This is a genomic window from Desulfosporosinus paludis (assembly GCF_045689965.1).
Taxonomy (GTDB): Bacteria; Bacillota; Desulfitobacteriia; order Desulfitobacteriales; family Desulfitobacteriaceae; genus Desulfosporosinus; species Desulfosporosinus paludis.
The window spans coordinates 1,352,642-1,364,710 of sequence record NZ_CP144211.1; the positions used below are offsets into that span (position 1 = coordinate 1,352,642).

The following is a 12,069-nucleotide window of genomic DNA, read 5'->3' on the forward strand; positions in this document are numbered from 1 at the left end:
GTTCCAATCCGTTATCTAATGCTTGAATAAAGAACAGCAAAATGCGAGGACCTTAGCGGACTCCTCGCATTTTAGCAGGAAAGAAGGGCTTCCAGTAACCGCCGGATTTTTATTGCTGTACAGAATAGGACATGGTTACGCTTGCCGAAATAACAATTTTATCCGGATTTTGCGGCTGAGGTACAGCGGCTCCCGCAACGCTGTCTGCTGATCTCACATAAGGATGAACCATTGAATCTGAGCTGAAGTTTATACTCAGGGAATTCAATTTATCCAGCTTAACCCCTACAGCATCCGCGCTATATTGAATCGTTTGCTTGGCATCAGCGATCGCCGCGGAAATCAGCTGCTCCTTGTATTTTGCGGTATCCTGAACGGAATAGTTTACAGAATTGACGTTAACTTCGTTAATACCAGCCAGTTTGCTTAGAACTTCCCCTACTTTATCCAATTGAGTAAGCTTAACTTCCAGGCCACTGTTGGTTGAATATACGGTAACTTCACTGGTATTCTTGTCGCCATCAGTCTTAGTGTAAGAATAGGTAGCGTAGTTCGTCGTTTTAATGCTGTCTTTACTAATTCCTTCGCTTACGAGCAGGTCTATGGCCTGGCTTACGGCAGCTGCATTTTTTTCCTGGGCTACGGCGCTGGTACTCTCTTCGGTTCTAACGGTCAGGCTAAGCTGAACAGCATCCGGGTCCACGCTCATTGAACTGCTGGCCGAAGTCTCAATGACACCGGCTTGGGGCAGCTCCGCTGCCCAGGTATTTTGGGCTAATAGTAAGATCATCGCTAGTACACTCAGCAAAATTTTTAAACTCTTTTTCATAATCAGCTCTCCTTCACTGTTTAATGGGCTGCACTCCGGCAGGTAATCCTGTCATTATTCCGGACAAATATGGGGAACCTTCATGCTGGCTGCTCGAAAACTATCACCCCTTTCCCTGCTGTTCAGAGCAAAAATCTGTTAATTGAGTTCATGCCAAAGACCCGCAAAGGCAGAGTCCTCAACCTTGAAAACTATATTAATGCCGTTGTAGTAAACATAGCCGTCCTTAAAGAGTCTCAAATTCACTTCAGTACCATCCTTCAGTTTTACTTGTAAAAACTTTTGGCTGGTTGAATCCTGTTCGGCAAATAAATAGGCTAAACTCTCTTGTTCAAGAGGAACAGAGTTTTCTAAGGCCGCCAGAAAACTCGCAAATTGATCAAAGCGTACAAGGGCTTTGTAATTATCCTTACCATTGTTCCAACTGTCAAAGTCTTCATAGTTAATAGAAGCTATATTATTCTCAATTTTGAACTTAGCAAAAACGTCATTTCCCGTTTTAACCGTGATACCATTTAAGCACTCAAAGATATCTGCATGAGTTTGCCCATTGAGCTTGCCATAGGTCATGATTCTAAAGCTCTTATCGTACCCTTTAACAGTATAGACATCCTGTACTCCTACCGTTGAAGCCAACTCAACCGCATAATCACTTTGACCACTCCATTCTGTCAGATTCCCCTTGGTCGTTCCAAGTTTTTCACCAACCAGTTCAGCAGCATTGTTCAACTCTGCAGATGAAGAGCTTTGCATATATATTCTGCCCTGATACACAATAAGCCCCATCATTTTAGCCCCCGGCTTAGTGTCACTGAGTAATTGGCCGCTGGGTAATTGGATTTTAGGAATAGAGATACCTGTATTTAGTTCATTGGTGACTTGGGGCAAGAGTGCCGCCGGGCTGTCGGCACCACCGCTTCCGAGCATAGGTTGGGTATCCGAATTTTCGTCGCTTTTGGGGGGCATCGCCTTGGGAACTTCAGCCCCGGTATCTTGCTTGGCTGTCCCCGGAGTTTCCTGAGCACTGTCTTGCGCAGGCAACGGGACGGAATTTCCAACCGGGCTGTTTTCACTTCCGGCAGCGTTTTCCTCCCGCTCTTGATTGGTATTGGCTGGCTGGTTAGTCTTCGACTGGTTATTATTTGGCGGGTTGCTATTCGGCGGATTGCTATTTGGCAGGTTACTGTCGGTGGGCTGCTTATTTATAACGCCTGCACTGCCTTGGGTTTCCGGATCTGATTTTCCAATTAGCTTGTCAGGTACTTGGGCGATTGTACTTTCCTTGCTAACCTTGAGGCTTTGCCCGCTTAATTTGGCATCCGCGGCTAAATGGGAATACATAAAAGCGCCCGTTCCGATAATCATGACCAGTCCAGCTGCCAGCGAAGCTATGGCCCTAGAGGGAACCCTTCTGGGAAGACCCTTGTTTAGCTTCTCGGCCAATCGATATTCCATTCCCTCATCAGGCTCGAGCCTGCCAAGCACACGTTTGATATCATGCTTATCCATTTTCATTTCCTTCCAATTCTATTTTTAAAAGCTGACGGCCGCGCTGTAAACGCATTTTAGTGGCCGACTCTTTAATTTTCAAAATTTCTGAGATCTGCTTAATGGAATAATCTTCAAAGTAATAAAGATAGATCACTGTCTTATACTTTATTGGTAATTGGACAATATCTTTTAAAACATTTAAGTCGTGAGGATCGCCGTAATATGTTTCGATATCTTCCACTTTAACAACCCTTTTTTGCCAAACACTGCGCAGGATATCCCGGCAAAGATTGACCGTAACCTTGATGAGCCACGCTTTTTCATGCTCCTCATCCTTAAATTCCGGTGCTTTGTACAGAAGTCTATAAAAAGCTTCCTGCATCGTTTCTTCAGCGTCTTCTTTATTCCCAAGATTGACCATTGCTATCCTGAACACCATATTGCCATACAAAGTGTATTTATGTGAAAAATTACTGATCGCCAATTGGGACATGTAAGAATCTCCTTTCATATATAACACGAAGGATTATAGAAAAAAGTCACAAATGATTTAAATATTTTTCACGTTCACAATGTCGGCAAACGCAACTTCAGCAATATAAGGGATGAGTTGTGCCTTGCTTCAGGATCTTCATCCTGAGCCATTAAAACATCTTACCTACCCCCAGATAGTGTATCATTTCCAACACTACCTGAGCCAGCCATCACGGTGCTTGTTGTAAGATTAAAGAAAAAGTCGCCGGTTACTTCAGAAAAGTAATCAGCGACTACAGCCTCCCCACCCAGAACTTATTTATCTCTCGACAAAAATTATATGATTCCCAGCCAATGCCAATAAGTCAAGGCAAATAAGCCAATTAAGAGCATGGAGATAATCACTAAAGGCACGGATAATTTAATCATGTCTTTCACCGTAAAGGTATTGGAGCCAAAAGCGATAATTGCCATAGGATCATTAACCGGTACAATAGCCGTAAATTGAATTGCGTAATAGAGTATTAAGGAAAACCCCCAGATATTTAGATGGGCTATATGAAGGTTCTGAGCAAACCCAATTACCGTAGGGACTAAGGCTGCGACAGCGGCCGTCCGGGCAGAAAAGCCCAAACTAAATATTCCAAAGGCAAAGGCAACAACGACTAAGATCAACCAAACCGACAGATGTTCAAAACCCAGCTGTCCAATCGTAGCCTTAGCAACCCAAGCGGCTGCTCCTGTCTGCAGCAGATAGGTTCCTAAGGAGATTGCCGCCCCGAAAAGCATAATCGTGCCCCAGTTTACGGATTTTTCAATCTCATTCCAGGAGACCACGCCTATTCCGGGAAACAAAATAGCTGCGGACGCCAGAACTGCCACCGTCGAGTTATCAATTGGCTGGATTGAGCTTGTGGCCCAGAGAATTACCGTAACGACCATGATAACCAACAAACGTTTTTCCTTGGCCGGCATTCGCCCCATATCCTTAAGTTTTTGGCGGATAGCCTCCCGTCCTCCTTCGAGTTCTTCCATCTCGGGAGGAAAGAGCTTAATAATCAAAACGTAGAGGACTGCAAATAAAACGATACTAAAGGGCAAACCGTAAATCAGCCAATCAATCCAAGTAATGGTATGATGAGTCGCCAAGGCAATGAAACGGTCAGCCTGCAGAGGTGGAGCACCGGAGGTGAGGATACCGAGTCCCGCGATACCGGAGCCCTGAGCTACAATCAGCAGCATGCCCTTGGCAAAATTCTGATGATTTGCTATGTTATATTCTTTAATAATTCCCATGCAGATTGCCGTCAGGACAACTGCAACCGCAGCCTGCGCGGGCACTACCAAAACAAAAATGTAACACATGACTGACAAACCCAGGTATACCCGCTTGGTTCTGGCACCCACGAGATAAAGTACGCTTAAACCAATCCGCTGGGATAATCCGGTTTTCCCCAAAGCAGCGGCAATAATCAGAGCGCAGGCAACTAAAACCCAGGTTCCGGTGCCGAAACCGGACAAGGCCATATTAAGTCCTGCCGTGGTCCCAACCAGCTTTCCCTTTTCCACAGTAAAGCCAACAACGAGGGCAATTGCCGCCATCAGGACAATCGAACTGGCTGAATAACTTATGGCCTCGGTTACCCACAGTACCACCATAAATAACAATACTGCCAGCAAACTTTGGCCAGTCGGTGTAAGTCCGTGAGAAAAAGGAAGGTTCAAAAATCCAACCAACACGAGAAAGGCAACTATTATACTCCCAATCTTAATTCCCTTTTTGGGGCTATTAGCAGTTGAAATTACTGTCTGGTGACTTTCCATAATTTCTCCTCCTTCAAATTGCGGGGGCACTTCAAAACATCATGAATTATAGATAGCCGTTCTGTATAAGTATTTCCTTTACTTTCTCTTTGTCCTGAGGGGCTACCATAATAGCCGGCCCAGTACACCCCATGCCCATTGCCGCAAATATTCCATTTTTCCAGACTCCGCGGACCGCTTCTTCAATATCTAAGACGTCAATTCCGCGAATTTCTTCGGTTGCCGGAACTGTCTGTTCCGGAGCTTTAATATCTTCGTTTGATTTTTCCGAGAGTTTAAATCGTTCAAGAATAGCCGTCAGTCCATACTGTTTGGCCTGAAGGTACTCGGCTTGAACCCGTTTGCTTAGATTATTTCTTACCGCTTGAGCGGCATAGCCAAGGGCATTGGCAATCACCGGCGCTCCGGAGGCTCGAGAAACAATCCCAATATTTTGGGCGAAATTCTCCCCTACGCCGAGCCCGTACCCGCAACCTGAGATTTCTATCCTGCCGCCGGTGGTCAGAGCACTTAATATCTTTACCAGAAGATTGCCGCTTAAGGTATCACAGACAAGTACATCCGGTGTCCCTGAAAGAACATCATTTCCCCGCATTAAGGGCCCTCCGTCCTGGCGGAGAGAATCGGCCCACGTAAATCTATAACCTTTCGTCCGCAAATCATTGAGCGCACGTTGCACCTGAACCGCTCCATCAATATTGAGGATTCCTACTGTCGGACTATCCTTGCCGAATGCCTTTGCAGTGGCTATCCCGCCGACCGCATTCATGACTATGGCAGTCATCCGCTGGGCATCAGACAGACCGGTTGTACTCGCCAGAAAAAACTCACGGCCGCTGCCGGGAGCGATGACTCTGCCAACTGTCGCCGTTCCCAAAGGAAAATCATAATGCATCGTTACCGCTGCATCAATACTTCCTTCATCAAGCAAATTTTTCATTTTCTTTCTGGCTTCCGCTTCATCTCTGGCCGCTTCCCGAGGGAGTCCTGAATCCTGGCCGTCTCCGATGAGAACGACATTAACAAACGGATAGCGTTCACTGGCAAGTTCAGCGCCTTTGATTACCTCGCCTATTCCGTGCTCATTGCCGAAGGTAGTGATACCTACTGTTAATTGCGGACTTCCCTTCTCCAAGCAATCAGCCAGTTCGTTAAAGACTTCACATGCCAAGCCGTTAAGGTTCAGTTCACTCACCTTATTCCCCTCCCGACTTATCCGCTTCATTTAAAAATTCGACAGCTTTACGCAAAGCCTGAGCCACAAGGAGCTTTAATTCTGCCTTGGAATTTGCCGGCCGCAATTCTGAATCTTCCGCTGCTCCGTCATTGCGCTGCAGGACAAAGGATACTCCGTCAAAGAGATTGGTTAAGCGGCCCAAAAACAGACTTCCCTTGCCGATGATCATGGCTTTCTCGATCCTGCCCTCAAGAAGCGCTTTCCTGGCATGACCCAGATAGGGCACCCCGGAAGGAATATGCCCTTGAGTCGGCGCAAACCCCTGAATCCCGTGTTCATCAACAAACTGCTGAATTGCCCCTCGCTCAATTTCTCCTTTCAAGACAGCCAAAGCAGCAATCATACGGTAATTTGCTTTGGGAACATCTCCCGCCCCGGCCGGTTCGGTAATCTCGGGATTCTGCATTTCCGCCGCATACTTGTCAATACTCTGTAAACTTAAGTTATTGCTCTCCAAGGGATCGGCGACAATGGCCTGCATGACAGCCTGGGGTGAAGCGCCAGACCTGATTCTATGACGCCCTATCAAATCAGTGCGAATGATCGGATTTATCCCGTCATTAGGCTGAATTAAAACCGCAAATCCTCCAATGACATCTTCTAAAATCGGAACATTTTTATTAACATGGTCGCGTCCATTCATGCCGAGTTTGGCTACGCTTCCCCCGGCCACGACCATAACACATTTATAGACACCGGCTTTAACAAGGGCAGCCGCTTGAATAACGGCATGGTTGGGTGCTGCGCAAAACCCGCGGATATCTGAGCCTGTGGCTGAAGTACAGCCGCATAGTTCCCCGATTGCCTTGGCAAAATTTCCTCCCCCGCGTTGGTTCATATCGCCGGAAGCCTCTTCCGAACATTCAATAATGTATTCCACCTCTTCGGCTTTTTGGCTTTCCTGAAGCAAATGTTTAGCCGCCATGACACCGGACGCTTTACTTGCGAGATTTTCTGCCATGACATGCGCGGATAAGTTGGGGTCCCAATCGTGGGCCTGTTTGACGCAGCCGACGGTTCGGCCTTTCCATTCAAGGGGAACTGCCGTCTGCTGTTCAAGCATTTCCTCGATCCGGCTCAGGGGGATGCCTTGCCCTAAACCCTCGATTTCCTTGTCCGTTAAGAGCGGATGCTTGACGAGATCCTTTTTCAGCTCAGCTGTAAAGTCTTCGGCTAAAAAAACCAAGTCAAAGGTATCCACTAATTTCATCAGGCCAAAGAACTCCTGTTCCGGCATGATTTCTCCAAATTCGCCAAAGCGCTTCGGTTGCAGTAAATTTTCATACCAAGGTTTAGGGATAGACTTTAAATCCTCAGGGTTCAGATTTCCAATGAAAACTTGATTGGGGGCATAGCTCACAACCTGTTCATAAGTGCGCAGACTCTTAGTTAGGTTCGTTAGATAATTGCCTCCCGGATTCTTGACCTTTTCCAGCATTTGCGTCGAACCGCATTCCATAAGCAGCTGCGGGGCATGAGCCAGAAAATAGCTTATTTTCGAGATCACAGGATAAGACATAATACACCTCCAAGACTCCAGAAATGTCAGCCATAACTAGGTTGGGTCATGGGTTTAGGCGAGAGCCTAAACCCCAAACTGCCCGCGAATCGTTTTCATTTCCTTTTTCACATCATCCACATCCAAAACCATTTCCATCATCCCGACATGTTCCTCATAAACGGCCGGATCGATTTCGTTCTTAATCTCTTCTTCCATGACGTGATAGACATGAAGTCCTAACTGGACTCCTGCTAATGGACCTGCAAAGGTCGGGTCACCGGCGATTACGGTTTCGGCTGTAAGTCCTGAAGCTTCTGCTTCAGCACCGCCGAGGATGACCACAATATCATCCGCTCCGTATTGTTCGGCCAGCGATTTTACCCTCGCCTGATTTTCCAGGTCCATAGCTCCGGCTGCAGTTCAGACGAAGCAGGCTGTTGCTGAGAAAATAACTTCTCCGCCTACGGATTTGACACATTCTTCGATGGAGGGACCTGGGATACCATCACGATCTCCCAGAACAATAACCTTCTTGCCCTTAATCAATTAAATTACCCCCTTTGTGAATTCCTCTAATGCTTTTCTGACACTCTCCACACTCATATCTTCAACCAAATGAAGGATGCGTTCCCCCTTGCGGTAAAGAACAATGGACGGCAGGCCTAAGACCTTCTGAGAAATTGCCAGACGCCGGTTTTTACTGGCATCCATTTTGCAGAACTTAACTTTGCCACCATATTCCTGGGATAATACTTCAACATCGGGCATCATGGCCAAACATTTTTCGCATTTTGGCCCCCAGAAATCAACAAGAACCGGCTGTTCTGCAAGCAGTACCTCTGCTTCAAAGTTTTCCTTGTCAACATTAAGCATTTGTTTTCCCCCTTTCCAAAATTTTTCTAACCGCGTTTTTTTAGTTCTTCCATATATTTTTCTGCCATAGTGGCCGCGATTGCACCATCTCCGGCAGCGGTAATAACTTGGCGCAGATTGGTATAGCGAATATCCCCCGCCGTAAAAACTCCCGGTATTGACGTTTCCATTTTTTCATTGGCCAGAATATAGCCCTGATCATCTGTCTGCAGCATGTCTTTTACAAATTCCGTCTTGGGAAGAGTTCCTACATAGATGAAAACTCCATTGGTCTCCATTTCCGTGAGTTCATTGGTATGGACATTGCGCAGGCGAACCGCTTCCACAAGTTCCTCACCAAGGATCTCAGCGACGACAGAGCTCCAGATAATATTAATTCTGGGATTATTAAAAGCTTCTTCCTGAATACTCTTGCTGGCACGGAGATCGGGTTCGTCACGCCTGACAATAATGCTCACCCGATCGGCAAATTTGGTAAGGTAAACCGCTTCTTCCAAAGCGGCATCCCCGTTGCCGACCACGATAATATCCAACTCGGTGAACATATCTCCATCACAGGTCGCGCAGTAAGATACCCCTTTGCCTCTGAGCCTGCCTTCACCGGGAACCCCTAGAGTTTTAGGAGCCGCACCCATCGCCAGGATGATTGCTTTCGCTTCATAAGACTGTCTTTTGCCGTATACCCGCCGCACATTTCCTTCAGCCTCGACCTTAACGGCCTCGTCACGGATAATTTCAACTCCAAACTTAAGGGCCTGGGCTGTCATCCTCTCCATAAGTTCCGGACCGGTAATTCCTTCCGGAAAGCCGGGGTAATTCAGGATATCTTCGGTTGTGGCTGCCTGACCTCCGGTCTTTCCTTTTTCAATGAGTATGGTTTTTAGCCGGGAACGTCCGGCATAGAGCGCCGCACTAAGCCCCGCAGGTCCTCCTCCGATGATAACCAAATCGCATTGTTCCACTAAAAATCCCACCTTTTCTAATACTGCCGGCTAAAATATCGTCTGGGTATCTATCTTAGTCGTTAAAGCTGCAAGGGCTTTTTCAACTAATTTGCGCCGTAAGGCCTTTTCCAGGCTGGGCTGCAGTTCCGGGTTGCCCAGCGGATGGGGGATAGCAACTGAGGGAACAATGCGGTTTGCCCCCACGGCCTGAGCGATAGGCACAATCGTACACAATTGGACGACCGGAATTCCAACCCGGTCAAATTCTTTGACAATCGTTGCGCCGCAACGAGTACCTGTCCCTCAGGTTGAGGTTAAAAGGACCGCTCCCACTCCTGCCTCTATTAATTCCTGCGCCATTGCCGCGCCGAATTTTTTGGCATTTTCCAGACTTGTCCCATTGCCGGTCGTTGTGAAGTAATAGGGATATATGCCGCTGATCTTACCTTCAGCGGACAGCTCACGCAGGACATCCAAAGGCAGAACTCGATTCGGGTCCTGATTAGCAAAGGTATTATCATATCCTCCATGCACACTTTGGCTATCCTCACCTGACAAAGCCTTGACTCCTTCGATGCTATAACGCAGAAATTTAGAAGCCCTGGCGGATTCCAGGCGGTCGGGATTCCCTTTGGGAACGATTCCCCCTTCGGTAACGAGGGCAATCGTTGTTTCTGCTAAATTAGCAACCGCTGACGCCGGAGCAACATTTTCAAATTTCGGCAGGGGCAGCTCTGTAAAATAGGGCTGTTCCTTTAAACGCTTAAGCAGCATGTCCACGGCCCGTCTTGCTCCATTATCCTTGGCGAAGGTGTTGCGTTTATAACCGCGGGCAATATACCCCTCCTCGCTTGGACTCCCGATGGTCTCTCCTGCCAAAAGCTTAAAGGCCAGCTTGACCATGGCCGGCATTGCCTTGCCCATACCGGCGGCGGAAGAACCCGTGGCAATGCAGTAAATGGCTTGTCCGTAAAGTTCAACTCCAGGGTTCTCAGGATACATTCCGGTCACAGCAGGTATCCCCAGCTTCTCCTGAACCGCCTTGCAGACTGCACCACAGGCAGGCCCATAGCGCCCGGCGTTAAATCCGGGACCCGCAATAACCAGGTCGGGATGAAATTCTTCCATCAAGTGAATTACTTCGGCAACCGCTGAATCCTGATGCTCAGCGATATAGTTGTCTCCGCAAATCACTGTGCCCACAACAGTCGCCTCATCCCCTAATAACCTTTGCAATAAGACACCCGGTCCCACTGCCCCATCCCGGACGCAGGGACCTATATCCGCTTTCTCTTCGCCGCCTATCTGCCCAAAAAATTGGTTCAAATAATGTACAACCCGATATTTTGCAGTACTCATTGCTTTCCTCCCCTTGACATCTAGAATTACTGAACTTTTTTGATTAGAATTGCTGAGCCGTCAGCATCGACATGCCCAACTGATTGGTAGCACAATAAATGATTCCCAGCGAGGTTTTTAAGGCCTCATTGGCAGATTCGGTTCGGCCAAAAATCGTGCTTCCCCGACAACCCGCTCCACGGAATCAAGCGTGACCAGCTCATCATTGTTGCCGGTTGAGACAATAGCCACAGCCTCAGGAACGGTATCCACCAAAGATGGAAGTTCTCCCTCCGGGCCGGCCACCTCATTGGCAATAATTACGGATTTTATTCCGCTGGTTTCACACTCTTTACAAACCATCATCAGGTCCGTATCCGCATGCCCGCCGCCTTCCTGCGTTATGATCACTCCAGCGGCGGAGATGAATTTTGCTAACTTAGCGGCATAACTTGCAGAACGCGATTTATCCGCCAGGGTGCTATGTTCATTTGCTAAGATAACTCCGGCAAAAATTAGATCTTTGCCGTGTCTGCGGGCTAAATCCAGTACTACCGGATTATTGACGTGAAAGTAGGTAGGATTCTTCTGGCAGGCAATTATATAGTTGCTGCTGACGACTGCGCCGTCAAAAATTTCTGTCGGATTGATTAGCGTCGGCAAAATATGCAGCGCTTCCTGACCATATATAAACGTATTGCGCAGCAATCCCTGGGACTGCAGATGATAGACATAGGCGATCCGCGGCAGCTGTTCACTATCCTGAACACCTGTGGCGGTGAGATCAAATAACTCCTCAGAGTCCGCTGGGGTATCCAGCGTTACTTTCGCCAGGTATTCGGCAGCCTTAAACCCTGCTATGCGCATGCTTTGATCAAACTCTACCCCGCCGACATTCTCGATTAGCTTGGGAATCAACACAATATTGCACAGCTGAGAAAATACAGACAGACCGGCTCCGGACCCAGTCATATCAATAATCCCCTCTTGAACACCTTGCCGCTGTCCGGTTTGAATTACGGCCGCTCCTTGAAGAACGTTTGTAACCCCTTCGCCGACACAATTGATTGGGCCGGTCATCCCCGGGTATACCCCTCCGGCTCCCCCGACTTTGATACGAGGTTCAACCGCATCCATGACATGGATAATGCGAGCCGATTCGCCAGGCTGGACGATTTCAATATCGATGTCAGCAATAACCGGATCTTCAAGTATTACCTGCTGCAATTCATACTTGTTAATGGTGAGGGTTCCATCCAAGAGCGAGGTGGTTTCACCAAATTGAACTTTCTTTACTTTGAAATAACGCAGCGTCAAACTCATTAACACTATCACCCTCTCAAGCCGGGAATCATTTTTTCATCTTAGCTTTTCATATCACTAAATAAGCGTTCGTAAATTGAATTCTTAATCTCTTTACCGGATAAATTTAGAAATTTCTCCCCCTTTCTTAAAAACAGAGTTTCCTTGCAAAGTAACAAGATAAAATATCTTAATTAATCTCCCATTTTTATTTAAAAAATGGCATAATTAATACAACCCCTTTAAAGATGTTTTG

General features: G+C 47.2%; 11 protein-coding genes. All 11 read right to left on the reverse strand.

The window, feature by feature from the left end:
- Positions 1 to 109: 109 nt before the first annotated feature.
- The 11 genes from VZF35_RS07020 to VZF35_RS07070 all read right to left on the reverse strand — a co-directional run bounded on the left by VZF35_RS07020 (position 110) and on the right by VZF35_RS07070 (position 11,834).
- A complete protein-coding gene (locus VZF35_RS07020; RefSeq protein WP_407312249.1) occupies positions 110 to 829 on the reverse strand; it encodes an SIMPL domain-containing protein in 720 nt (239 codons plus the stop codon).
- 138 nt (positions 830 to 967) lie between these two features.
- On the reverse strand, positions 968 to 2,338 hold the full coding sequence (locus VZF35_RS07025; protein WP_407312251.1) for a hypothetical protein: 1,371 nt from the start codon (positions 2,336 to 2,338) through the stop codon (positions 968 to 970).
- Positions 2,331 to 2,813 carry an RNA polymerase sigma factor gene (locus tag VZF35_RS07030; protein ID WP_407312253.1) on the reverse strand — a complete coding sequence of 161 codons (483 nt, stop codon included), beginning with the start codon at positions 2,811 to 2,813 and terminating at the stop codon, positions 2,331 to 2,333. Before VZF35_RS07030 ends, VZF35_RS07025 begins: the two co-directional genes overlap by 8 nt.
- A gap of 317 nt (positions 2,814 to 3,130) precedes the next feature.
- Entirely contained in the window at positions 3,131 to 4,618 is a 1,488-nt protein-coding gene (locus VZF35_RS07035; protein WP_407312255.1) for an SLC13 family permease, read from the reverse strand.
- Between the two features lie 46 nt (positions 4,619 to 4,664).
- Entirely contained in the window at positions 4,665 to 5,813 is a 1,149-nt protein-coding gene (gene grdD, locus VZF35_RS07040) for a glycine/sarcosine/betaine reductase complex component C subunit alpha (RefSeq protein ID WP_407312257.1), read from the reverse strand.
- 1 nt (position 5,814) lies between these two features.
- Entirely contained in the window at positions 5,815 to 7,374 is a 1,560-nt protein-coding gene (gene grdC, locus VZF35_RS07045) for a glycine/sarcosine/betaine reductase complex component C subunit beta (protein ID WP_407312259.1), read from the reverse strand.
- 66 nt (positions 7,375 to 7,440) lie between these two features.
- On the reverse strand, positions 7,441 to 7,902 hold the full coding sequence (grdA, locus tag VZF35_RS07050) for a glycine/sarcosine/betaine reductase complex selenoprotein A (RefSeq protein ID WP_407312261.1): 462 nt from the start codon (positions 7,900 to 7,902) through the stop codon (positions 7,441 to 7,443).
- Positions 7,903 to 8,229 carry a thioredoxin family protein gene (locus tag VZF35_RS07055; RefSeq protein ID WP_407312263.1) on the reverse strand — a complete coding sequence of 109 codons (327 nt, stop codon included), beginning with the start codon at positions 8,227 to 8,229 and terminating at the stop codon, positions 7,903 to 7,905. It abuts the gene before it with no gap.
- Between the two features lie 26 nt (positions 8,230 to 8,255).
- The gene (trxB, locus tag VZF35_RS07060; RefSeq protein WP_407312265.1) at positions 8,256 to 9,191 is read right to left on the reverse strand and encodes a thioredoxin-disulfide reductase; all 936 of its coding nucleotides are present in this window, start codon (positions 9,189 to 9,191) and stop codon (positions 8,256 to 8,258) included.
- A 30-nt stretch (positions 9,192 to 9,221) separates the two neighbouring features.
- Positions 9,222 to 10,532, reverse strand: coding sequence for a glycine/betaine/sarcosine/D-proline family reductase selenoprotein B (locus VZF35_RS07065; RefSeq protein WP_407312267.1), 1,311 nt, complete (start codon positions 10,530 to 10,532; stop codon positions 9,222 to 9,224).
- 117 nt (positions 10,533 to 10,649) lie between these two features.
- Positions 10,650 to 11,834: a glycine/sarcosine/betaine reductase component B subunit gene (locus VZF35_RS07070; protein WP_407312269.1), complete on the reverse strand. Its 1,185-nt coding sequence runs from the start codon at positions 11,832 to 11,834 to the stop codon at positions 10,650 to 10,652.
- Positions 11,835 to 12,069 lie beyond the last annotated feature (235 nt).

Coding starts and splice junctions, on each gene's coding strand:
- VZF35_RS07030 (WP_407312253.1), bottom strand. CDS start 2,813: ATGTCCCAATTGGCGATCAGTAATTTTTCACATAAATACACTTTGTAT.
- VZF35_RS07020 (WP_407312249.1), bottom strand. CDS start 829: ATGAAAAAGAGTTTAAAAATTTTGCTGAGTGTACTAGCGATGATCTTA.
- VZF35_RS07025 (WP_407312251.1), bottom strand. CDS start 2,338: ATGGATAAGCATGATATCAAACGTGTGCTTGGCAGGCTCGAGCCTGAT.
- VZF35_RS07070 (WP_407312269.1), bottom strand. CDS start 11,834: ATGAGTTTGACGCTGCGTTATTTCAAAGTAAAGAAAGTTCAATTTGGT.
- grdC (WP_407312259.1), bottom strand. CDS start 7,374: ATGTCTTATCCTGTGATCTCGAAAATAAGCTATTTTCTGGCTCATGCC.
- VZF35_RS07055 (WP_407312263.1), bottom strand. CDS start 8,229: ATGCTTAATGTTGACAAGGAAAACTTTGAAGCAGAGGTACTGCTTGCA.
- VZF35_RS07035 (WP_407312255.1), bottom strand. CDS start 4,618: ATGGAAAGTCACCAGACAGTAATTTCAACTGCTAATAGCCCCAAAAAG.